The following is a 21,556-nucleotide window of genomic DNA, read 5'->3' on the forward strand; positions in this document are numbered from 1 at the left end:
GCATGCAGGCATGCCGCGACGCGAGCGGCGCGAGGCCGCCACGCCGCTCCGCGTGACCGACCATCCGAACAGGCAGACTCGCCCGGGCGACCGGACGGCGACGCCCCGCCCGGCAGGCCTCCCCGCGCATCGCCCGGTCCGCGCACGACCCGACATCGCCGGACGCGAAGCCGGCAGTTCATGACCTAGGGAATTGGAGGAAACATCATGGCGGCAACCAGACGCCCCGGTCGCAATCACCTCTTCGTGCCGGGCCCGACCAACATCCCGGACCGGGTCCAGCGCGCGATGCTGGTGCCCTCCGAGGACCATCGCTCGGTCGATTTCCCGGCGCTGACCAAGCCGCTCTTCGAGGACACCAAGAAGGTCTACGGCTCGACCGACGGCACGATCTTCCTGTTCCCGGCCTCCGGCACCGGCATCTGGGAATCGGCGCTGACCAACACGCTCTGCCGCGGCGACAAGGTGCTGACCTCGCGGTACGGCCAGTTCAGCCACCTCTGGATCGACATGGCCCAGCGCATCGGGCTCGACGTCGTCGTGCAGGAGGAGGCCTGGGGCACCGGCGCCGACCCGCAGAAGATCGAGGAGGCCCTGCGCGCCGACACCAATCACGAGATCAAGGCCGTGATGGTGGTCCACAACGAGACCGCCACGGGCGTCACCAGCGACATCGGCGCGGTGCGCAAGGCGATCGACGCGGCCGGCCACCCGGCGCTGCTCTTCGTGGACGGCGTCTCCTCGATCGGCTCGCTCCCGTTCCGTATGGACGAGTGGAAGGTCGACTGCGCCATCGCGGGCTCGCAGAAGGGCCTGATGCTGCCCGCCGGCCTTGGCGTGATCTGCGTCAGCCCGAAGGCGCTGCAGGCCTCAGAGGGCAAGGCCGGGCGCAACGACCGGCTCGCGCACGTCTACTTCGCCTGGGAGGACCACCGGAAGCAGAACCCGGCCGGCTACTTCCCCTACACCCCGTCGCTGCCGCTGCTCTACGGCCTGCGCGAGGCGCTCGCCTGCCTGTTCGAGGAAGGGCTGGAGAACGTCTACCACCGCCACCACGTGCTGGGCGAGGCCACCCGCCAAGCGGTCGCGGCTTGGGGCCTGAAGACCTGCGCCAAGGACCCGAAGTGGAACTCCGACACCGTCACGGCGATCGTCGTGCCGGAGGGCGTGGACGCGGCCCAGATCATCAAGCACGCCTTCGTGCGCTACAACCTCGCGCTCGGCGCCGGCCTCTCCCAGGTCGCCGGCAAGGTCTTCCGCATCGGCCACGTCGGTGACCTGAACGAGCTGTCGCTCCTCGGCGCCATCGCGGGCGCCGAGATGGCGATGAACGATTGCGGCCTCAAGGTCACGCCGGGCTCGGGCGTCGCCGCCGCGTCGAACTACCTGCGCGAGCACCCGCTCAACAAGAACTGATCCGGCAAGGATCATGACGGCCGCGGGGACAACGCCCCGCGGCCCGACCCGCGGGCTTGAGCAGCCCGGCGGGTCCAAGGAAGAAGACCGGCGCGCCGTTGTCGCGCGACCGGCCGAGGCACCCGGGATCAACCGGGGCCCGGAGGACGCGTCCGTTGCCGAGAGAGGGTTTCATGACGAAGAAGATCGTGTTCCTCGACCGCGAATCCCTCGACGCCAAGGTTCGGGAGTTCAACTTCCCGCACGAGTACGTGGAGTACGAGTCGACTTGGTCGCCCGAGGACACCGTCGAGCGCCTGAAGGGCGCCGAGATCGCGCTGATCAACAAGGTGCCGATGCGCGCCGACACGCTGAAGCAGCTGCCCGACCTCAAGCTGATCGCGGTCGCGGCCACCGGCACCGACGTCGTCGACAAGGCCGCGGCGAAAGCTCAGGGCATCACGGTCGTCAACATCCGCAACTACGCCTTCAACACCGTGCCGGAGCACGTGGTCGGGCTGATGTTCGCGCTGCGGCGCGCCATCGTGCCCTACGCCAACTCCGTGCGGCGCGGTGACTGGGCCAAGTCAACCCAGTTCTGCTACTTCGACTACCCGATCTACGACATCGCCGGCTCGACGCTCGGCATCGTCGGCTACGGGGCGCTCGGCAAGTCGATCGCCAAGCGCGCCGAGGCGCTGGGGATGAAGGTCATCGCCTACGACGTCTTCCCGCAGGAGGGACTGGTCGATTTCGAGACCATCCTCACGCAGTCCGACGTCATCACCCTGCACGTGCCGCTGACGCCGGACACCCGCAACCTGATCGGGGCCGAGCAACTCGCCAAGATGAAGAAGAGCGCCATCCTCATCAACACGGCCCGCGGCGGGCTCGTGGACGAGGCGGCGCTGCTCGACGCCCTCAAGAACGGCACCATCGCGGGCGCGGGCTTCGACGTGGTGGCGCAGGAGCCCCCGAAGGACGGCAACATCCTGTGCGAGGCGGACCTGCCGAACCTCATCGTCACGCCGCACGTCGCCTGGGCCAGCAAGGAGGCGATGCAGATCCTCTCCGACCAGCTCGTCGACAACGTCGAGGCCTTCGTCGCCGGCAAGCCCCAGAACGTGGTCGAGGGCTAGGAACACGACGCGCTCCCTCTCCCGTGCGGGAGAGGGTTGGGGTGAGGGATGAGAACTCCCCGGATCGGGCTGGCCCTTCGCCGCGGAGTCGCCGAGGCCTCTCCGTATGGCTCAGGGCCCCTCACCCTGTCCCTCTCCCGCGCGGGAGAGGGGACCCGCGCCCGATTCGGCGGGCGAAGCGCTAGCAAGCGGCTGCGTACGCCCCAGAAAGCATCCACACCCCACACGCCCCCCGACGGGCGAAAGGACGATCCGATGAAGAAGCTGCTGTTCCTCTTCGACACCGACGCGGTGCCGAGCGTGTTCGACACGGTCGTCGGCTACGACGGCGGGGCCGACCACATCACCGGCTACGGCAACGTCACGCCGGACAATGTCGGCGCGCTCGTCGACGGCACGATCTACACCCGCGGCGGCTCGGAGAAGAAGTCGACCGCGATCTTCGTCGGCGGCGGCAACATGGCGGCCGGCGAGGCGGTGCTCGACGCGGTCAAGAAGCGCTTCTTCGGGCCCTTCCGCGTCTCGGTGATGCTCGACTCGAACGGCTCGAACACCACCGCGGCGGCGGGCGTCGCGCTGGTCGCCAAGGCGGCCGGCTCGCTCCAGGGCAAGCGGGCGGTGGTGCTGGCCGGCACCGGCCCGGTCGGCATGCGCTCGGCGGCGCTGCTGGCCCGCGAGGGCGCCGAGGTCACGCTCTGCGGCCGCTCGCTCGACAAGGCGCAGGCCTCGGCGGACGCCGTCAACAAGCGCTTCGGCGTGAACGTCAAGGCGGCCGAGACCCCGGATGCCGGCTCGCGCGCCCGGATCGTCAAGGGCCAGAACCTCGTCTTCTCGGCGGGCGCCATCGGCCTCGAACTCGTGCCCGAGGAGGCCTGGAAGGACGAGTCCTCGATCGAGTTCCTGGCCGACTACAACGCCCAGCCCCCGCTCGGGCTAGGCGGTCTCGAGGCGATGGACAAGGGCAAGGACCGCCACGGCAAGAAGGCCTTCGGGGCGCTCGGCATCGGCGGCCTCAAGCTGAAGCTCCACCGCGCCTGCGTCGGCCAGCTCTTCGACAACACCGAGCAGGTGCTTGACGCCGAGGAGATCTACGCTCTCGCCAAGAAGATGGCCTGAGGGAGGATCCGATGGCCGAGAACGAGACGATCGCGGAGTTTCTGGACGGGCTGGCGAGTTCCAGCCCCACGCCCGGCGGCGGCGGGGCCGCCGCCATCTCGGGCGCCATGGGGGCGGCGCTCGTCTCGATGGTGTGCAACCTCACCATCGGCAAGAAGAAGTACGTCGAGGTCGAGGCCGAGCTGCAGGACGTGCTGGCCCGATCCGAGGCACTGCGGGCCGAGCTCACCGGCATGATCGCCGAGGACGTGAAGGCCTTCGACGCGGTGATGGGCGCCTACGGCCTTCCCAAGGCCACCGACGACGAGAAGGCGGCCCGCGCCGCGAAGATCCAGGAGGCCCTGCGGGAGGCCACCGACGTGCCGCTCGCCTGCTGCCGCGCCTGCCGCAAGGTGATCGACCTCGCGCTGGTCACCGCCGAGAAGGGCAACGTCAACGTGGTGAGCGACGCGGGCGTCGCCGTGCTCTCGGCCTTCGCGGGCCTGCGCAGCGCGGCGCTGAACGTCTGGGTCAACGCCCGGGGCCTGGAAGACCGCGCCTTCGCGGACGAGCGGCTCTCCGAACTCGAAGGGCTGCTCGGCGAGGCGGGCGCACTCAACGAACGGGTGTTCGAGATCGTGAAGGGCAAGGTGAGCTGAGCGCCATCACCGACCGCACCACAATCATCCCGGGGCTCGCCGCAGGCGAGAGCCCGGGATGATGGAGGCCGGCTCGAATGGTCGGGAACGAAGGAAGCACTGTGCAGTCGCGGCAAAGTTTTCGTGCGCCGCACCATTGAATACAGATAGCATTCGCCGCACCTCAAGGTGCTTTCAACGCGAATGTCAAAAAATTTAACACCTTCGGGCGCTCCCGCGAAACAAAACTTGTCGCTATAAAATGCACAGGACCGACGGAGCCGAAAAGGCCGGCTCGAAGACCAGCGGTCTCCCATAAAAAAATCGGAGGCGATGCCATGGACGTCCACGAGTACCAGGCCAAGGAGCTTCTCGCGAGCTTCGGCGTCGCGGTCCCGAAGGGCGCCGTCGCCTTCAGCCCGGACCAAGCGGTCTACGCGGCGACCGAACTCGGCGGCTCGTTCTGGGCCGTGAAGGCGCAGATCCACGCGGGCGCCCGCGGCAAGGCCGGCGGGATCAAGCTCTGCCGCACCTACAACGAGGTGCGGGACGCCTCCCGCGAGCTCCTCGGCAAGCGCCTCGTCACCATCCAGACGGGCCCCGAGGGCAAGCCGGTACAGCGGGTCTACATCGAGACCGCCGACCCGTTCGAGCGCGAACTCTATCTCGGCTACGTCCTCGACAGGAAGGCCGAGCGCGTGCGCGTCATCGCGAGCCAGCGCGGCGGCATGGACATCGAGGAGATCGCCGCGACCGATCCGGACGCGCTGATCCAGATCGTGGTCGAGCCCGCGGTCGGCCTGCAGCAGTTCCAGGCCCGTGAGATCGCCTTCCAGCTCGGGCTCAACATCAAGCAGGTCTCGGCCGCGGTGAAGACCATCATGAACGCCTACCGGGCGTTCCGCGACTGCGACGGCACGATGCTGGAGATCAACCCGCTCGTCGTCACGAAGGACGACCGGGTGCTGGCGCTCGACGCCAAGATGAGCTTCGACGACAACGCGATGTTCCGCCGCCGCCACATCGCGGACATGCACGATCCCTCGCAGAGCGACCCGCGCGAGGCCCAGGCCGCCGAGCACAACCTCAACTATATCGGCCTGGAGGGCGAGATCGGCTGCATCGTCAACGGCGCCGGCCTCGCCATGGCCACCATGGACATGATCAAGCACGCGGGCGGCGAGCCCGCGAACTTCCTGGATGTCGGCGGCGGCGCCTCGCCGGAGCGCGTCGCGACGGCCTTCCGGCTCGTCCTGTCGGACAAGAACGTCAAGGCGATCCTGGTCAACATCTTCGCGGGGATCAACCGCTGCGACTGGATCGCCGAGGGCGTCGTCAAGGCCGCCCGCGAGGTGAAGATCGAGGTGCCGCTGGTGGTGCGGCTGGCCGGCACGAACGTGGAGGCCGGCAAGCAGATCCTGGCCGAGAGCGGGCTCGACCTCATCACCGCCGACACCCTGTCGGAGGCGGCCGTCAAGGCGGTGGACGCCTGCAACACCGCCAAGAACAACGCTAAGAACCGCTGAGGGGAGATTGCGCCATGAGCATTCTCATCGACGAGAAGACCCCGATCCTGGTCCAGGGCATCACGGGCGACAAGGGCACGTTCCACGCCAAGGAAATGCTGGAGTACGGCACCAACGTCGTGGCGGGCGTCACACCCGGCAAGGGCGGGCGCACGCATCTGGGCGTGCCGGTGTTCAACACCGTCAAGGAAGCTGTCGAGGCCACGGGCGCCACCACCTCGATCACCTTCGTGGCCCCGCCGTTCGCGGCCGACGCCATCATGGAGGGGGCGGATGCGGGCCTGCGCCTCGTCTGCTCGATCACCGACGGCATCCCGGCCCAGGACATGATGCGGGTGAAGCGCTACCTCATGCGCTACCCCAAGGACCGGCGCACCATGGTGGTCGGCCCGAACTGCGCCGGCATCATCTCGCCGGGCCGAGCGATGCTCGGCATCATGCCCGGCCACATCTACCTCAAGGGCAATGTCGGGGTGATCTCGCGCTCGGGCACGCTCGGCTACGAGGCCGCCTCGCAGATGAAGGCGCTCGGCATCGGCATCTCGACCTCGGTCGGCATCGGCGGCGACCCGATCAACGGCTCGTCCTTCCTCGACCACCTGACCCTGTTCGAGCGCGACCCGGACACCCACGCGGTGCTGATGATCGGCGAGATCGGGGGTCCGCAGGAGGCCGAGGCCTCGGCCTGGATCCGGGAGAACATGTCGAAGCCCGTCATCGGCTTCGTGGCCGGGCTCACGGCCCCGAAGGGCCGCCGCATGGGGCATGCCGGCGCCATCATCTCGGCGACCGGCGACAGCGCCGCCGAGAAGGCCGAGATCATGCGCTCCTACGGCCTCACCGTGGCGCCGGACCCGGGCTCCTTCGGCGAGACCGTGGCGCAGGTGCTGAAGGCGGCCTGACGTGCCGCCCTCTCTCCCCCTCTGCGGGGGAGGGAGGGTATCGCGCCCATCGACACCAGAACATGCGCCACGAGGTGGCCCCATGACCCGAACGCTCCACGCCTCCCCCGGCCACACCGACGAGAACGCCTTCGCGCCCCCGGTCATTACCGGTACCTCCGCGAAGGAGCCGCTCGACATCCTGTTCCACGCACTCCTCGACGTAGCCCGCCGGCACGAGCCGGAACTGGAATCGGTGCTGCACGGCACCGCCGACATCTCCGCCTTCACGCCCGAGATGCTGGCCCGCGCGCTCCAGGTGCAGGGCATCTGGTTCCAGCTGATCTCGATCGCCGAGCAGAACGCGGCCATGCGCCGCCGCCGCCAAATCGAGCGCGCTGAGGGCCGTGAGGCGCTCGGCGGCTCCTTCGCCAAGGTGCTGGCCGAGGCCGCGAGCCGCGGAATCAAGGCGCCGCAGATCCACGCGCTCCTGAAGGACCTGCGCATCCGCCCGACGATCACCGCGCACCCGACCGAGGGCAAGCGCGTGACGGTGCTGGAGAAGTTCCGGCGCATCTACCTCGTGCTGCGCGAGTTGGAGATGCCGCGCTGGACCGAGCGCGAGCGCAACGGGCTGATGAACGAGCTGCGCGCTCAGATCGAGCTGGTCTGGATGACGGGCGAGCTGCACCTGGAGAAGCCGACCGTCGAGCGCGAGGTCGCCTGGGGCCTGCACTTCTTCGACGAATCGCTCTTCGAGATGCTGCCCGAGATGATGGTCTCGCTGGAGGAGGCGCTCGGCCGCCACTACCCGGACGAGACCTTCGAGGTGCCGCCCTTCTTCCAGTTCGGCAGCTGGATCGGGGGCGACCGCGACGGCAACCCCTACGTCACCGCGAGCGTCACCCGCGAGACCCTGAAGCGCAACGCGCTGGCCTCGCTCCGGCGCTACCGCGACGGCATCAACCACCTCGCACGCATGCTCTCGCTCACCGAGCGCTCGCTGCCGGTGCCGGAGGCGTTCGGCCGGGAACTCGCGCACGCGCTCGCCGAGAGCGGCGACGCGAAGGCCATCGCGGGCCGCAATCCGGGCGAGGCCTACCGGCAGTTCCTCACCTGCGTGCAGCGCAAGCTCGAGGCGACGATCGCCCGCAACGAGGGCGCGCAACCCTCCGGCCCCGACTATCCGAGCGCCGACGGCCTGATCAACGATCTGCGCACCCTGGAGAAGGGGCTGGCCGATGCCCGCTGCACGGGGCTCGCAACCGACCTCGTGCGCCCGGTCCGCCGCATGGTCGAGATCTTCCGCTTCTCGACCGTGCGCCTCGACATCCGCGAGAACTCGACCCGCACCACGCAGACGCTGCAGGCCCTCTGGGCCCGTCGAAAGGGCGACCGCCCGCCGCCGGAGCCCGATTCCCCCGCCTGGCGCGAATGGCTGCTCGCCGAACTCGCCCGGCCCCGCGACCCGGAGCGCGGCTTCGACGACCTGCCGGAGGCGGCGCGCGAGACCCTCGACACCTTCGCGCTCGTGGCCGAGATGCGCGACACCCTCGACCGCGAGGCCTTCGGCAGCTTCATCCTGTCGATGACGCGCTCGGTCGAGGACGTGCTCGGCGCCTACCTGCTGGCCAAGGAGGCGGGCCTGTTCCTCGACGGGGCCGGCACCGAGATCTGCCCGCTGCCGATCGTGCCGCTGTTCGAGACGATCGATGATCTCCGCGCCGCGCCCGCCATCATGAAGGAGCTCTTGGCGACCCCGGTCGTGCGCCGCTCCACCCGCTGGCAGGGCGGGGTGCAGGAGGTGATGATCGGCTACTCGGACTCGAACAAGGACGGCGGCTTCGTCGCCTCGAACTGGGAACTCTACAAGGCGCAGGCCCGGCTGACCGTGCTGGGCAAGCACGCGGGCGTGCCGATCGCCTTCTTCCACGGGCGCGGCGGCTCGGTCAGCCGCGGCGGCGTGCCGACCCACCGGGGCATCGCCGCCCAGCCGCCCGGCTCGATCAACGGGCGCTTCCGCATCACCGAGCAGGGCGAGGTCGTCTCGTTCAAGTACGCGAACCGCGGCACCGCGGCCTACCAGATGGAGCTGCTGGCGGCCTCCGTGTTCGAGCACGCGCTGGCGCCCGAGCCCAACGGCAACGGTGCCGCCCGGCTCGGGGCGGACGACGCCATGGAGGCGCTGTCGGGCGCCTCGCGGGCGGCCTACGTCAACCTGCTGCAGACGGAAGGGCTCGTCGACTACTTCCAGGCGGCGAGCCCGCTCGACGAGATCGCGCTCCTCAACATCGGCTCGCGGCCCGCGCGGCGCTTCGGCGCCCGCTCGCTCTCCGACCTCAGGGCGATCCCCTGGGTCTTCGCGTGGTCGCAGAACCGGCACGTCGTCACCGGCTGGTACGGGGTGGGATCGGGCATCCGCAGCTTCCTCGACGTGCGGGGCGCCGAGGGCGAGGCGCAGCTGAAGCGCCTGTTCGAGGAATCGCGCGTGTTCCGCCTCGTCCTCGACGAGGTCGAGAAGACCCTGATGATGGTCGATCTCGACATCGCCCGCGACTACGCGGGCCTCGTGGCCGACGAACTCGTGCGCGCCCGGATCTTCCGCATGGTCGAGGCCGAGTACGCCCTGACCAAGGAGATGGTTCTGCGGGTGAGCGGTGGGCGCGAACTCGCCGAGCGCTTTCCCCTGTTCCGCGACCGGCTCCAGGGCCGGCTGCCCACCATCAACCAAGTGAGCCGCGAGCAGGTCGAGCTGCTGGCCCGCTTCCGCCAGGAGACCGACGAGGATCGCCGCGAGGCGGTGAAATCCGCGCTCCTCCTGTCCATCAACTGCATCGCCGTCGGCTTCGGCGCGACGGGCTAGGCGCGCTCCACCCTGTCGTAGGCGTGCCCGCGGCCCATCTTGCACCCGGGGGACCGGGGAGCGTCGCGCAGCCGCGGCCCGACGACGGCACCAGAACCGTTACCAGGAGAGAGAAACACCGATGAGCTTCACCCTGATCCCGCAGGCCAAGGCCCGCCTGCACCGCTCCGAACTCGCCGTGCCGGGCTCCAACCCGACCTTCATGGAGAAGTCGGCGACCTCCGCGGCGGACGTGATCTTCCTCGATCTCGAGGACGCGGTCGCCCCCGACGACAAGGAGCAGGCCCGCAAGAACATCATCCAGGCCCTGAACGAGATCGATTGGGGCAACAAGACCATGATGATCCGCATCAACGGTCTCGACACCCACTACATGTACCGCGACGTCGTCGATATCGTCGAAGCCTGTCCGCGGCTGGACATGATCCTGATCCCCAAGGTCGGCGTCCCGCAGGACGTCTACGCCATCGACGTTCTCGTCACGCAGATCGAGCAGGCCAAGAAGCGGGAGAAGAAGCTCGGCTTCGAGGTGCTGATCGAGACCGCGCTCGGCATGGCCAACGTCGAGGCGATCGCGACCTCCTCCAAGCGCCTGGAGGCGATGTCCTTCGGGGTTGCCGACTACGCCGCGTCCTGCCGCACCCGCTCGACCGTGATCGGCGGCGTCAACCCCGACTACTCGGTGCTCACCGACAAGGACGAGTCCGGCAACCGCGAGACCCACTGGCAGGACCCGTGGCTGTTCGCCCAGCAGCGCATGCTTGTGGCCTGCCGCGCCTACGGCCTGCGCCCGATCGACGGCCCGTTCGGCGACTTCTCGGACAAGGACGGCTACCTCTCGGCCGCCCGCCGCTGCGCCGCTGCCGGCTACGAGGGCAAGTGGGCGATCCACCCCTCGCAGATCGAGCTCGCCAACGAGGTGTTCACGCCTTCCGAGAAGGAGGTCGAGAAGGCCCGCCGCATCCTCGTGGCCATGGAAGAGGCCGCCAAGGCCGGCCGCGGCGCGGTCGCCCTCGACGGCCGCCTCATCGACATCGCCTCGATCCGCATGGCCGAGGCGCTGATCGAGAAGGCCGACGCGATGTCGGGCAAGTAGGACCCGAGCGGATCTTTGGGGGCGGCCGCCGGAGCGATCCGGCGGCCGCCGCCGTTTCAAGGGTGGATGCCGGCCGGCGTCCGCCAAGGGAAAGCCAGGGAGAACCAGCCATGCACGTGACGATCGAACAGGCCGAGACCGCGATCCGGGCCGCCCGCGACAAGGCGGCCGAGCTCGGCACCCAGATGTGCATCGCGGTGGTGGATTCGGGCGGCAACCTGAAGGCGTTCTACCGCATGGACGACGCCTGGGTCGGCTCGATCGACATCGCCCAGAAGAAGGCCAAGACCTCAGTGTTCTTCGGCATGAAGACCGGCCAGATCGGTCAGCTCTCGCAGCCCGGCGGCTCGCTCTACGGCATCGAGCACTCGAATGACGGTCTGATCACCTTCCCGGGCGGCATCCCGATCGTGGATGAGGACGGGGTAATGTCGGGCGCGATCGGCGTCAGCGGCTCGACGGTGGAGAACGACGACGCGGTCGCCCAGGCCGGCGCGCAAGCCATCGGCAAGACGGAGCTGCCCGCCCATCCCTGGCGGACCTGAGCCGCGCCGTCCCGCAACCGCCGGTTAAGGCTACCGCCCTATGACGGGCCCATCAGCCAGAAGTCGGTCGGGGAGCGCGACGATGAACCGTGAACAATTCGCCGAAGCCCTGCGTCGCCTCGTGGCAACCCAGGTCGAGGATATCGAGCGGGCCGTGAAGGACGGCCACAAGACCATCGCGTTGAACGAGTTGGCCGACCTCAACCGCCAGCTCAAGGCCTTCGCGGCGGCGCTGAAGAAGGCGCCGGCCCGGGCCTGACTGGGACGCAGGCCCGAAACTCCTTGAAGCCCCCGCCCGGCACCGGACGGGGGCTTCGTCGTTCGAGGCCTACCAGCGCGGCCCGCCCCAACGGCCCCCGGGCCCATCGGAGAAGTCGCGCGGCGGCGGGTCGAAGCGCGGGCGCCGCGGAAGCCCGCGATCCTCCGGCTCGTCGCAGACCCGGACCCGGCGGATCACCGGCTCGCCGTCGGCGTCGAAGCGGCGCTTCACGAAGACCCGGCAGGAGGGCTCGCCGTCCGGACCGGCCGAGAAGCGCGGGAAGCGGGGCGGCGGCCGGCGCCCGTAATCCTCCTCGAAGCCCGGGCCGCGGCCCGGCCCGAGATCCGGGCGCGGGCCGTAGGGCCCGTCGAAATCGGCCGCCTGGGCGGCGGTGCCGGCCAGCACCAGGGCGAGTAGCCCGAGGGTGCGGAGGCGAGGCGAGGGGAGGCGCGACATGGACATCCTCTGATGCCGCGTGGCCGGCGAGGCGCCGGGCCATCGGTGAGGATTGTGTCGCATGCGGCGCCTGAACGGTCCGGGAGCGGTCCCGTTCGGCGCCGTTCAGGCGCCGGGATCCGCGACCCGGCCTACCGGTCGCTCGGGGCCGCCGCCGGGTCGCCGTCCGCGAAGGAGCCGCCCGCGCTGAACAGCTTGCGCAGGAAGCCCGGCGCCACGGCCGAGAGCGGGTTCACGCTGACCTCGGGCGCGGCGAGCCGCCCCTGCACCCGGAAGTTGACCGCGAACAGGCCTTCGTTGTGGCCGCCCGCCAGCAACGGCCCGAACAGCGGCACCTGCGCCACCACGTTGTTCAGCCCGTAGAGCGGCACGAAGGTGCCGTTGATGTCCGTGCGCTCGCGCCCCGTGTCGAGATAGCCCGAGAGGGTGAAGCCGAGCGCCGCGTTCGAGATCGCCGCGTCCGAGAAATCGACCCGGCTGCCCGAGCGCACGAAGTTCGCCCGCATCCGGTCGAAGGTCACCTCGGCCGCCTGCTGGATTGCGGGCCGGCGCCGGCCGCGGGCGTCCACGCTCTCCGGGATGTCCGGACCGCGGGCCATGATGCTCGACAGGGCCGGCTCGTTGCGCAGCGTGAAGCTGCGGATCTGCACCACGCCCGCCTGCGGCCCGTCGTTCAGGTTGATCCCGGCGCTGAGCTTGCCGCCGAACATCCGGCGGTAGATGTCCACGAAGCGCAGGGTGGCTCCCGCGTCGGCCGTCTCGACCGAGAGCGTCGGCACGCCGCGATCCCCCTTGGTCACGCTCGCCGCGAAGGGCGCGGAGCGGAACCGGCCCGCGATGGTCGCCGCGCGCAGGTCCTTGCCCCGGAGCGAGAGTTTGAGGCTCGCGTTGGTCAGCGCCTCCTCGTTGTGGCCTGTCAGGATGCCGAGCGCGATGTCGGCGTCGATGTCCTTCGGGGCGGCGTCGCGCCCGCCCTTCTGGTCCGGCCCGGTCAGCGACTTGAGGAAGGGACGCGCGTCGGCGACCGCCCCCCGCACGGTCACGCGGTAGCCGGATCCGTTCCGGTCGACCACGACTCGCATGTCGTCGCCGGGCGAGAGCTTCACCCCGGTGAGCTCGGCCCGCTCCAGTCCCCCGTCGCCGAGGCTCGCGCTGCCGCGGGCGGAGGCCGTGCCGGCGTCGAGCACGATGTCGCGCAGATCCGCTCCGCCCTGGGTATCGAGGAGGCTGAAACTGAGCCGCCCGGCCTTGCCGGCGGCCTTGGTGAAGCCCGGCAGCAGCCCGTCGATGCCCGCACGAGTCAGATCGGCCTCGACGCGCACAGGCGCCTTGCCGGCGCGCCCGAGCGGCACCACCGCCCGCACGGGAACCGTGCCGCTGAGCTGCGGCGCAGTCGGCAGGCCCTTCTTCGCCCGTACCGCCTCGTCGAGGGCGAGGCCCACCTGCACCTCGCCGCCCCCGCCCGTGCGGGGCTGGCGCAGGTCGACGGTGATCGGCGCGCCGAGCATCCGCGCGTCGCCCTTCAGGCTGAACCCGTCGCGGCCGTAGGCGACGGCGAAGCGGCCGGATTCGAGCCGGTCCTTGCCCACCACCTTGTCGACCGAGAGGTCGGAGAGGGTGCCGGAGATCGCGACCGGCAGGTCGGCCAAGTCGGGGATGTGCTTGAGGTTCAGCGGGAAGCCGATCTGCAGGTCGGCCGTGCCTTTGACCGTGGCAGGGTCGAGATCGGCGCCCGACAGGCTTTTGAACATCTTGGTCTGGAGCAGGGCGGCGAGCGCGTCGGCGCTGCCGCCGAGCCGTAGGCCGATCTGCGCCACCACCGTGTCGGGGGTGATCTCCGGGATCACGAAGCTGCCCTCCGAGATCCCGAGCGCGCGGCCGTCTGCCATGCGCAGATCCGCGGTGACGTCGCGGATGCGCGTCGTGCGGCCGGTGATCGTGCCGGCCACGCGCCCCCGCGTCAGGGGCGGCGCGTCGGGGGAGACTTCGAGCGTCGATTCCGAGACCCGGAAGTCGATATGCACCGCGTTGTCGGGCATCGGCTCGCCGCGGGTCGCGGCGGCGAGTTCCGCCCCCGACATGTCGACCCGGATGTCGACGCTGTCGATGCGCCCGCCGCGCAGCGCGTCCACGAGGTAGTTGCGCGCGCCCGGCGCGATGTTCTCGGGCCAGAGCCGCAGGGCCGTGCGCGCCTCGCTGTCGCTCGCCAGGATGTGGAGCGTCAGCCCGTCGTCGTCGGCGCTGGTGCCGAGCGTGCCGCCGAGCTGGCCCTTCACGCCGGGCCCCGCGAGGGTCAGCGCGTCGATGCTGACGCCGCCGGCCCGACCCGAGAGGCGCGCGTCGAGCGCAGCGATCGCCACGGCCGGGTCCTTCGGGGCGGCGCCCCGCAGGATGCCGTCGCGGCCGGAGAGCGTCGCGGTCCAGGCGGTGTCGGCGCCGGCCGGGCTCGCCTGCCAGAGGCCCGACAGCCGGACCGTGTTGCCCGCGCCGCGATAGTCGAGGCTGGCGAGCGTCATCGCGCGCGCCGTCTCGTCCCAGCTCGCTTGCGCCGTCAGGCTCTCGACGGTGACGGGGTTGAAGTCCTTCTCCTCGATGAGCAGCGAGCCGTCGCCGGTGCGCAGGCCGAGCTGCATCGTCTCGATCCGCCCGTTGAGGAGGGCGGCGTCGGCCCGGGCCGAGAGCTTGAGGTCGGTCGTCACCGGCAGCTTCGACTGGCCGGAGAGCAGCAGGAGGTCGGTGACCGGCAGGTCGTCGAGGGTGATGACGCCCGTGCGGCGCCCGTCCGCGGCCTCGCGCAGGGTGCCGCCGAAGCGCCACTGTCCGTGCGGACCGTCGATGCGCAGCTCGAACAGGCGCGCGTCCTGGGTGGCGTCGCGGCCGAACAGGCCGTTGACGCGCTCGAACACCGCCTTGGCTTGCCCGTCCTCGCCGACCAGCGTCAGGCGCGCGTTGGTGACGCGGGCGCGGTCCAGGGCGCCGACGACCCCGGCCGGATCGAGCACCACGCCGAAGATCGAGGCGATGCCGGCCGAGAGCGGCGACACCGTGCCGCGGGCGGTGTCCACGCTCGGCAGGGTCTGGGGCGTGCTGGCCTGCCCCGCATCGGGCGACGCGAAGGCGATCGAGCCGTCGTGGTGGACGAGCGCCGTCATCTGCACGTCGCGGAACTCGATCGAGCGCGGTTGCACGGCGAGCCGCAGCAGCGCCCAGCTGTCGAGGCTCACCACCGCGAGCGGCGCCCGCACCACCAGCGCGCCCTGCGGGTTGCGGATGTCGAGGCCGGCGATGCGCAGCGCCAGCGAATGCTCGGCGTCGAGTTCGAGGGAGGAATCCTTCAGGTCGATCCGCCAGCCCGGACCGATCCGCTCGGCCACCGCCGCCGCGACCCGGCCCGAGAAGGCGTCCAGGCTGATCGGGCCGGCAGCGAGCCGCAGCCAGACCAGGCCGCCCGCCAGCCCGACCAGGAGGACCAGCCCGAGCGCGGAGAGGCCGCAGGCAAGTCCCCAGCGGCGGCCCGCCCGGGGCGGCGTCGATCCCTCGGGTGTTTCAGCCATCGAGACCTTGCGGCAAGACCAAACTTCGAAGCGTGACCGCTGGATCGGGACGCGGGCTCATTTTAAGAGCCTCGATGATCCCGACCAGATCGGCTGTCGAACCCGCTGTTTCGGGGTCGTTCCCAGGCACACCAGCAATCGGCCGAAAGGAAGGCACGATGTCCCTCACCGTCGGAGATCCGGCCCCGGATTTCACCCTGCCGGGCTCGTCCGGGCAGAGCGTCGCGCTCGCCGCGATGCGCGGTCACAAGATCGTGCTCTACTTCTACCCGAAGGACGACACGAGCGGCTGCACGCTGGAAGCGCAGGGCTTCAACGCGCTGCTGCCCGACTTCGCGGCCGCCGACACGCGGGTAATCGGCCTCTCGCCGGACCCGGTGAAGAGCCACGACAAGTTCTGCGGCAAGTACGGCCTCCAGTTCCCCCTCGCGTCCGACGAGAGCAAGGAGACGCTCCAGGCCTACGGCGTCTGGGTCGAGAAGAGCATGTACGGGCGCAAGTACATGGGCGTGGAGCGCACCACGCTGCTCGTCGACCGAGAAGGACGGATCGCCCGGATCTGGCCGAAGGTGAAGGTGCCGGGCCATGCCGAGGAGGTGCTGGGCGCGGCCAGGGATCTGGCCTGAACGGGGTCGAGCGGGCAGGGCGGGCCATCCGGCTTCCCAGGCGGACGGCGCCGGCGGGGTAGTCCTTTCGGGCTTCTTTAACCCTAAGGCTTCCTGATGGGCGTCGCGATTCGCGAAGCCCATCGAGCATGCGCCACACCGAGACATCGCCGAGAGGTCCCAGGCCGAGCCCATTCCGCGGCCGGGCGCTGCTCGCGGGTGGGCTCGGGCTCGCGACCCTCTGGGCGGGTGCGGCGACCTACGGCCTCGTCTTCCGCGACGACGCGCTCGGCCGCCTGCTGAGCCGCCAGAGCGGGATGCAGGCGGCCTACGAGGCGCGCATCGGTGAGCTCGGCGCCGAGATCGAGCTGGGCCGCCGGAAGCTCGACGAGCGGACCGACCTGGAGCGCCGCCTGTCGGCGGCCCTGGAGCGCCAGGCCGAGCTGGAGCGGCGCCAGTCGGTGCTCGGGCGCCTGCCCGGCCTCGTTCCGCTCGGAGAGGTCCGGCCCGCGCCCGACGCGTTCGAGCTGCGCGGCGAGGACGGCCCGCGGCCCGAACGGCGGGTCGAGCGGGCGGAGGCGCGTCTGGCCGGGCTCGAGGCCCGCCTCGACGCGGTGCAGGCGGCGCAGGCCCGGGCGCTGGGCCAAGTGGTCGACGGGGCTGCCCGGACGGTGCGGCACCTGCGCGGGGTGATCCGCGGGGCCGGGGTCGATCCCGCCCGCCTCGCGGGCACGGCCTCCGGCATCGGCGGCCCGCTCGTGCCGCTGCCTGCGGGCGACTTCTCCGGCATGCTGGAGGCGGCGCAAGCCGCGGTCGGCGAGGCCGAGCGCCTGCGCCGCCGCGCGGAGGCCCTGCCGCTGCGCTCGCCCGTGACGGGCCCGCACGGCGTGTCGAGCGGCTTCGGCGCCCGGCTCGATCCCTTCACCCGAGGCCTCGCCCTGCATACCGGCCTCGACCTGAAGGCGGAGATCGGCGAGCCGGCCCGCGCCACGGCGCCCGGCCGCGTGACGGCGGCGGAGTTCGCGGGCGGCTACGGCAACATGGTCGAGATCGACCACGGGCACGGCCTCTCCACGCGCTACGCCCATCTGGCGCGCATCGCGGTGGTGCCAGGCCAGTGGATGGCGGCGGGCGCCATCGTCGGCCGGGTCGGATCCACCGGCCGTTCCACCGGCGCGCACCTGCACTACGAGACCCGGATCGACGGCGAGCCGGTCGATCCCGAGCGCTTCCTGGCAGCAGGGCGGGAACTGGCGGCGCCCTCGCCGTAGATCATTCCTAGCGGAACGCCCGGAACGCCCGGGCCGCCGCGTCGTCCGTCTCGTCGATGTCGGGCGCGTCGATGTGCCGGTAGCGGGCCTGGATCAGCCCGAAGGCCCCGAAGGCGACGTGCCCGGCCGCCACCACGGCGAGCAGGATCCAGCCGTATTCCTGGCGGCGCAGCAGCCGGAAGGCCTCGCCGAGGCCCCTCACCTCGGACGAGCGCTGATACCACGCCGCCACGACGAGGAAGCCGCCGATGATCAGGAAGGCGATCCCGCGCGCCGCGTAGCCGAAGCGCCCGACCGGGCGGATCCAGCGGCACTGGTTCCGGCTCAGCGCCAAGCGCTCGGTCACGTCGCCGGCGACCGCCTTGCCGAGGAAGCCGAAGCCCCCGGCGATCACGCACAGGCCGATCAGCGCCAGCAGCCAGCGGCCGAGCGGCTTGGCCATGAGCCACGCGCTCCAGTCCTGCATCCCGTCGCCGCCCTTCAGGCCGAGCCCCAGGCTGAGGCTCGCCGCGGTCAGCGCGAGGCCGGCATAGATGCCGGCGCTAACGAGATGCGCGCCGCGCACCGCCAAGCCCTTCGGACCGGTGCCGCGCCGGTCCGCGTCGGTGATCCCCTCGACGAGGCGCCAGAGCGCGAAGGCGAGGAGCCCGGCCGCGATCGCGCCGACGACGACGGGCCCGAACGGGCCGCCGAGCACCGCCCGCAGCGCGCCCTTGCTGTCCCCGGTCTGCCCACCCGCGCCGAGCGCCGCCAGCACGGCCAGCGCGCCGACGACGCAGTAGACGAAGCCCCGCGCGCCGTAGCCGAAGCGGGCGAGGCGTTCCAGGGTGTTGCGTCCCCCGAAGCGCCTCACGCGGGCGAACGCTGCGGCTTGCCGGCGAGCGAGACGTAGAAGCCCAGCCCATCCTGAGCCGGAAGGGTCTGCAGGCGCTCGATCAGGCCCCGGCGCTTGGCGTCGAGCAGGAGGCGGCCGATCGGCTGGAACAGGGTCTCGCCGCCGCCCTCGGGGGGCGAGTCGAGGCGGACCGCCACCACCTTGCTCTTTCCGAAGCGGGAGCGCTCCAGCATGTCCTTCAGCGAGGCCTCGGCCGTGGCCCGCTTGGCGCCGCGCAGGTCCAGCACCGCCTCCGCGTCGGTGACGCCCAGCGATCCGCGCAGCTTGTCGGCGTAGAACTCATCGAAGTGGGGCAAGGGCGTGGGACCTGACGGAGAGCTAGAAGGCGACGCGGGCGTAGATATCCGAAACGGCCAAGGCGCCGCCGAGTTCGGGCAGTTCGATCCGGTCGTCCGGGCCGAAGACCTGCATCTCCCAGTCGCGGTCGCGCTGCCAGACCTCGACCCGCCTCTCGTTCTGGTAGACGATCAGGAAGGTCTTCAGGCTCGGCACCGTGAGGTAGAAATCGACCTTGCGCCCGCGGTCGTTGGCCATGGTCGAGGGCGAGAGGACTTCGGCGATCAGCAGGGGATCGCGCGCGTAGCCGCTCGGGAGTTCGGGACCGCAGCGCACGACGACGTCCGGGATCGGCGCGAAATCGTCCATCGCCTCGCTCAGGATGGCGAGGCCCGGAAGGGCACTGCAGCCACGCGCATCTGCAAGGTCGCCGACCCGGCGGAGGAGATTGTAGACGAGCCGCTGATGCCGCTCCCGCGGCGGCGACATCGGCACGGGCTCGCCGTCGAGCAGCTCCCAGCGCTCCCCGGCGGGGCGGCCCTCCACCCAGACCTGATACTCGGCGACGCTCATGCGGGCGTCGCGTCTCGCGGCCAGAGCCATCGGGGCCTCATCCTGCCTACGCCCGGATGGTAGCACCGCGGGCACGGCCCGCAACAGCGCCGCTGCTTCTCAGCGGGTGAGGGACACGGCGGTGACGAGACGCCGCCCGGTCCCCGCCGCCGTGTACTGCCAGACCGTGCGCACGCGCGGCTCGCGCCCGTCCGGCGTCGCGAGCGGCCCCTCCGCGATCAGGCGCCTACGCCCGTGCACGACGTCGGTCCGAACGGCGCTGCGCTCCCCGATCAGATGGCCGATCAGGGCTTCGGTCATCGCCTCGGGTGCGGCCGGCGAGAAGCCGAAGGCCAGGAAGAAGCGGGCCTTCGGGCCGCCCCTCGGATGTGCCGTGGCGAGGAAAGTCGACGATCTTACCGCGCGGAACCTCGATCGGCTCCCGCGGGTCAATCACGGTGCGGAGCGGCCCGCATAGGCGAGATGACCTGCCTCGACCGTGCAGAGCGCACCCATCGGCTCGGCGAACTCGACCTCGTAGGCCTCGCCGTTCCGCCAGATGCCGACGATCGTACCGATCGTCCAGGCCGCGATCGTGTCGCCGTCGAGCGTCACGGCGTCGGCGAGCAGGCGCGCTTCATCGAGTTCCCGAAACGGCGCTTCGGGTCGCTCCTCACGCCAGTGGTACAGAACCTCGACGGACATGGCCGAAAGATAGGTCCAGGGTCCCGGCAGCGTCAACGCGGGCCGCCGGGGCCGAGGCCCCGGCGGCCGGATCCGAAGGGATCAGCCGTGCACGAGCACGTTGCGGAACTGCCAGGGATCCTTCGTGTCGATGTCCTCCGGGAACAGGCCCGGACGGTCGGTGAGCGGGGTCCAGTCGGTGTAGACGCCGACCACGGGGCCGAGATACGGCGTCTGGACCTCCAGGCAGCGGCGGAAATCCATCTCGTCGGCCTCGACGATGCCAGCCTCCGGATTCTCCAGCGCCCAGACCATGCCGGCCAGGACCGCGCTCGTCACCTGAAGGCCGGTCGCGTTCTGGTAGGGGGCGATGCGGCGCGTCTCCTCGATGGAGAGCTGCGAGCCGTACCAGTAGGCGTTCTTCTTGTGGCCGTAGACAAGCACGCCGAGCTCGTCGATGCCGTCCACGATCTCGTTCTCGTCGAGGATGTGGTGGCGCTCCTGCACCTTGCCGGCATTGCCGAACATCTCGTGGAGCGAGAGCACGGCGTCGTCGGCCGGGTGGTAGGCGTAGTGGCAGGTCGGGCGGAAGACCGGCCGATCGCCCTCACGCACCGTGTAGTAGTCACTGATCGAGATCGCCTCGTTGTGGGTCACGAGGAAGCCGAACTGCGCGCCGACGGTCGGCACCCAGGTGCGCACGCGGGTATCGGCGCCGGGCTGGAGCAGGTAGATCGCGCAGCGCGAACCCTTCTCCTGCTCGCGGGCATTCTCGGGCATCCAGGTCTCGTTGGTGCCCCAGCCCAGCTCGGCCGGCTGGTTGCCCTCGGAGACGAAGCCCTCGACCGACCAGGTGTTGACGAAGACGCCGCGCGGCTTCGGGTTCTTGGCGCGCTGGGTGTCGCGCTCGGCGATGTGGACGCCCTTGACGCCGAGATCCTTCATCAGCGCGGCCCACTCGGCCCGGGACTTCGGCTCCGGCCGTTCCAGGCCGGTGTCCTCAGCGATGTTGAGGAGCGCCTGCTTCACGAACCACGAGACCATGCCGGGATTCGCGCCGCAGCAGGAGACGGCCGTGGTGCCGCCGGGCTTCTGGGCGCGGGCGTCGAGGATGTTCTCGCGCAGCGCGTAGTTGGTGCGGTCGCCCTGGCTCTTCGACTTGTCGAAGTAGAAGCCCGGCCAGGGCTCGGCGACCGTGTCGATGTAGAGGGCGCCGAGCTCGCGGCAGAGCTCCATGATGGCGCGCGAGGAGGTGTCGACCGAGAGGTTGACGCAGAAGCCCTGGCCGCCGCCCTCGGTGAGGAGCGGGGTGAGCACGTCGCGGTAGTTCTCAGGGGTCAGCGCCACGGTCTCGAAGCGCAGGCCGTGCTTCTCGGCGAGGTCCTTGTGGGTGTCGACCGGATCGATCACCGTGAAGCGGGCGCGGTCGTAGTCGAAGTGGCGCTCGATGAGCGGCAGGGTGCCGCGGCCGATCGAGCCGAACCCGATCATCACGATGGGACCGCTGATGCGGCCGTAGACCGGGTGATGGGTCGGCTGATCGGTCATTCCGGGGGGATCCTCGTCGTCTCGCGCGCCCCGGCTCGGGGCGCGGCAGGTGGAAAGTGTCGGTGGTTAAGCGTCGTCTGTGACGAAGCGGCGACAGCTGGCCGCGGCGACCGCCGGCCTCGCGCAAAGGGGGCTTCTGACCGCGCCCGCCCGCGGGGTCAACCGTCGGCGGCCGGGCGGGTTCGGCAGAGATTAAGATTTCACCCCATCGGGCGACAAACCGAAAGACAGTTCTTTCGACGGAGGATCGACGGGATGGCACCGATGTCGCGCAGACC

20 protein-coding genes are annotated in these 21,556 nt (G+C 70.6%); 12 read left to right on the top strand and 8 right to left on the bottom strand.

Annotation, left to right across the window (positions count from 1 at the left end; all coding sequences use genetic code 11):
- Positions 1-207 precede the first annotated feature (207 nt).
- The 10 genes from DK427_RS15520 (at position 208) to DK427_RS26725 (ending at position 11,437) form a co-directional block, all read left to right on the top strand.
- Complete coding sequence (locus tag DK427_RS15520; RefSeq protein WP_109952052.1) at positions 208-1,416, top strand: aminotransferase class V-fold PLP-dependent enzyme; 1,209 nt, start codon at positions 208-210, stop codon at positions 1,414-1,416.
- A gap of 173 nt (positions 1,417-1,589) precedes the next feature.
- Positions 1,590-2,534: a D-2-hydroxyacid dehydrogenase gene (locus tag DK427_RS15525; protein ID WP_109952053.1), complete on the top strand. Its 945-nt coding sequence runs from the start codon at positions 1,590-1,592 to the stop codon at positions 2,532-2,534.
- Positions 2,535-2,789: 255 nt separating this feature from the next.
- Positions 2,790-3,650 (top strand): NADP-dependent methylenetetrahydromethanopterin/methylenetetrahydrofolate dehydrogenase, encoded by an 861-nt coding sequence (locus tag DK427_RS15530; RefSeq protein ID WP_109952054.1) that lies wholly within the window; start codon positions 2,790-2,792, stop codon positions 3,648-3,650.
- An 11-nt stretch (positions 3,651-3,661) separates the two neighbouring features.
- The gene (gene fchA, locus DK427_RS15535; protein ID WP_109952055.1) at positions 3,662-4,288 is read left to right on the top strand and encodes a methenyltetrahydrofolate cyclohydrolase; all 627 of its coding nucleotides are present in this window, start codon (positions 3,662-3,664) and stop codon (positions 4,286-4,288) included.
- Positions 4,289-4,605: 317 nt separating this feature from the next.
- Positions 4,606-5,793: a malate--CoA ligase subunit beta gene (locus tag DK427_RS15540; RefSeq protein WP_109952056.1), complete on the top strand. Its 1,188-nt coding sequence runs from the start codon at positions 4,606-4,608 to the stop codon at positions 5,791-5,793.
- Positions 5,794-5,807: 14 nt separating this feature from the next.
- Complete coding sequence (gene sucD / locus DK427_RS15545) at positions 5,808-6,695, top strand: succinate--CoA ligase subunit alpha (RefSeq protein ID WP_109952057.1); 888 nt, start codon at positions 5,808-5,810, stop codon at positions 6,693-6,695.
- Positions 6,696-6,777: 82 nt separating this feature from the next.
- A complete protein-coding gene (locus DK427_RS15550; protein ID WP_109952058.1) occupies positions 6,778-9,537 on the top strand; it encodes a phosphoenolpyruvate carboxylase in 2,760 nt (919 codons plus the stop codon).
- Positions 9,538-9,658: 121 nt separating this feature from the next.
- Complete coding sequence (locus tag DK427_RS15555) at positions 9,659-10,633, top strand: HpcH/HpaI aldolase/citrate lyase family protein (protein ID WP_109952059.1); 975 nt, start codon at positions 9,659-9,661, stop codon at positions 10,631-10,633.
- Positions 10,634-10,743: 110 nt separating this feature from the next.
- Positions 10,744-11,178, top strand: coding sequence for a GlcG/HbpS family heme-binding protein (locus DK427_RS15560; protein WP_109952060.1), 435 nt, complete (start codon positions 10,744-10,746; stop codon positions 11,176-11,178).
- Between the two features lie 82 nt (positions 11,179-11,260).
- A complete protein-coding gene (locus DK427_RS26725; protein WP_197430535.1) occupies positions 11,261-11,437 on the top strand; it encodes a hypothetical protein in 177 nt (58 codons plus the stop codon).
- 69 nt (positions 11,438-11,506) lie between these two features.
- Here DK427_RS26725 and DK427_RS15565 read toward each other — a convergent pair whose 3' ends face one another.
- Both DK427_RS15565 and DK427_RS15570 read right to left on the bottom strand, forming a co-directional pair.
- Positions 11,507-11,893, bottom strand: coding sequence for a hypothetical protein (locus tag DK427_RS15565; RefSeq protein ID WP_109952061.1), 387 nt, complete (start codon positions 11,891-11,893; stop codon positions 11,507-11,509).
- Between the two features lie 131 nt (positions 11,894-12,024).
- The gene (locus DK427_RS15570) at positions 12,025-15,447 is read right to left on the bottom strand and encodes a YhdP family protein (protein WP_109952062.1); all 3,423 of its coding nucleotides are present in this window, start codon (positions 15,445-15,447) and stop codon (positions 12,025-12,027) included.
- 158 nt (positions 15,448-15,605) lie between these two features.
- On the opposite strand from DK427_RS15570, the gene DK427_RS15575 reads away from it, so the two are divergent.
- Positions 15,606-16,073 carry a peroxiredoxin gene (locus DK427_RS15575; RefSeq protein ID WP_109952063.1) on the top strand — a complete coding sequence of 156 codons (468 nt, stop codon included), beginning with the start codon at positions 15,606-15,608 and terminating at the stop codon, positions 16,071-16,073.
- A gap of 128 nt (positions 16,074-16,201) precedes the next feature.
- Positions 16,202-17,323 carry a M23 family metallopeptidase gene (locus DK427_RS15580; RefSeq protein WP_109952064.1) on the top strand — a complete coding sequence of 374 codons (1,122 nt, stop codon included), beginning with the start codon at positions 16,202-16,204 and terminating at the stop codon, positions 17,321-17,323.
- A gap of 7 nt (positions 17,324-17,330) precedes the next feature.
- On the opposite strand, the gene DK427_RS15585 is transcribed toward DK427_RS15580, so the two are convergent.
- The 6 genes from DK427_RS15585 to DK427_RS15610 all read right to left on the bottom strand — a co-directional run bounded on the left by DK427_RS15585 (position 17,331) and on the right by DK427_RS15610 (position 21,278).
- Complete coding sequence (locus DK427_RS15585; protein WP_109952065.1) at positions 17,331-18,176, bottom strand: DUF1206 domain-containing protein; 846 nt, start codon at positions 18,174-18,176, stop codon at positions 17,331-17,333.
- Positions 18,173-18,514 (bottom strand): hypothetical protein, encoded by a 342-nt coding sequence (locus tag DK427_RS15590; RefSeq protein WP_109952066.1) that lies wholly within the window; start codon positions 18,512-18,514, stop codon positions 18,173-18,175. The genes DK427_RS15585 and DK427_RS15590 overlap by 4 nt, the downstream gene beginning before the upstream one ends.
- A 22-nt stretch (positions 18,515-18,536) precedes the next feature.
- The gene (locus DK427_RS15595; RefSeq protein WP_109952067.1) at positions 18,537-19,097 is read right to left on the bottom strand and encodes a Uma2 family endonuclease; all 561 of its coding nucleotides are present in this window, start codon (positions 19,095-19,097) and stop codon (positions 18,537-18,539) included.
- Between the two features lie 69 nt (positions 19,098-19,166).
- Positions 19,167-19,499: a DUF6883 domain-containing protein gene (locus DK427_RS27445; protein ID WP_342772505.1), complete on the bottom strand. Its 333-nt coding sequence runs from the start codon at positions 19,497-19,499 to the stop codon at positions 19,167-19,169.
- A complete protein-coding gene (locus tag DK427_RS15605; protein ID WP_109954196.1) occupies positions 19,500-19,751 on the bottom strand; it encodes a DUF4926 domain-containing protein in 252 nt (83 codons plus the stop codon). It abuts the gene before it with no gap.
- Between the two features lie 81 nt (positions 19,752-19,832).
- Positions 19,833-21,278 (bottom strand): homospermidine synthase, encoded by a 1,446-nt coding sequence (locus DK427_RS15610; RefSeq protein ID WP_109952069.1) that lies wholly within the window; start codon positions 21,276-21,278, stop codon positions 19,833-19,835.
- Between the last annotated feature and the right edge of the window lie 278 nt (positions 21,279-21,556).

Source organism: Methylobacterium radiodurans (assembly GCF_003173735.1).
Lineage (GTDB): Bacteria > Pseudomonadota > Alphaproteobacteria > Rhizobiales > Beijerinckiaceae > Methylobacterium > Methylobacterium radiodurans.

Bases quoted from the DNA above. Each gene is read 5' to 3' on its own strand.
- DK427_RS15520 (WP_109952052.1), top strand. From the start codon at position 208: ATGGCGGCAACCAGACGCCCCGGTCGCAATCACCTCTTCGTGCCGGGC.
- DK427_RS15525 (WP_109952053.1), top strand. From the start codon at position 1,590: ATGACGAAGAAGATCGTGTTCCTCGACCGCGAATCCCTCGACGCCAAG.
- DK427_RS15530 (WP_109952054.1), top strand. From the start codon at position 2,790: ATGAAGAAGCTGCTGTTCCTCTTCGACACCGACGCGGTGCCGAGCGTG.
- fchA (WP_109952055.1), top strand. From the start codon at position 3,662: ATGGCCGAGAACGAGACGATCGCGGAGTTTCTGGACGGGCTGGCGAGT.
- DK427_RS15540 (WP_109952056.1), top strand. From the start codon at position 4,606: ATGGACGTCCACGAGTACCAGGCCAAGGAGCTTCTCGCGAGCTTCGGC.
- sucD (WP_109952057.1), top strand. From the start codon at position 5,808: ATGAGCATTCTCATCGACGAGAAGACCCCGATCCTGGTCCAGGGCATC.
- DK427_RS15550 (WP_109952058.1), top strand. From the start codon at position 6,778: ATGACCCGAACGCTCCACGCCTCCCCCGGCCACACCGACGAGAACGCC.
- DK427_RS15555 (WP_109952059.1), top strand. From the start codon at position 9,659: ATGAGCTTCACCCTGATCCCGCAGGCCAAGGCCCGCCTGCACCGCTCC.
- DK427_RS15560 (WP_109952060.1), top strand. From the start codon at position 10,744: ATGCACGTGACGATCGAACAGGCCGAGACCGCGATCCGGGCCGCCCGC.
- DK427_RS26725 (WP_197430535.1), top strand. From the start codon at position 11,261: ATGAACCGTGAACAATTCGCCGAAGCCCTGCGTCGCCTCGTGGCAACC.
- DK427_RS15565 (WP_109952061.1), bottom strand. From the start codon at position 11,893: ATGTCGCGCCTCCCCTCGCCTCGCCTCCGCACCCTCGGGCTACTCGCC.
- DK427_RS15570 (WP_109952062.1), bottom strand. From the start codon at position 15,447: ATGGCTGAAACACCCGAGGGATCGACGCCGCCCCGGGCGGGCCGCCGC.
- DK427_RS15575 (WP_109952063.1), top strand. From the start codon at position 15,606: ATGTCCCTCACCGTCGGAGATCCGGCCCCGGATTTCACCCTGCCGGGC.
- DK427_RS15580 (WP_109952064.1), top strand. From the start codon at position 16,202: ATGCGCCACACCGAGACATCGCCGAGAGGTCCCAGGCCGAGCCCATTC.
- DK427_RS15595 (WP_109952067.1), bottom strand. From the start codon at position 19,097: ATGGCTCTGGCCGCGAGACGCGACGCCCGCATGAGCGTCGCCGAGTAT.
- DK427_RS15605 (WP_109954196.1), bottom strand. From the start codon at position 19,751: ATGTCCGTCGAGGTTCTGTACCACTGGCGTGAGGAGCGACCCGAAGCG.
- DK427_RS15610 (WP_109952069.1), bottom strand. From the start codon at position 21,278: ATGACCGATCAGCCGACCCATCACCCGGTCTACGGCCGCATCAGCGGT.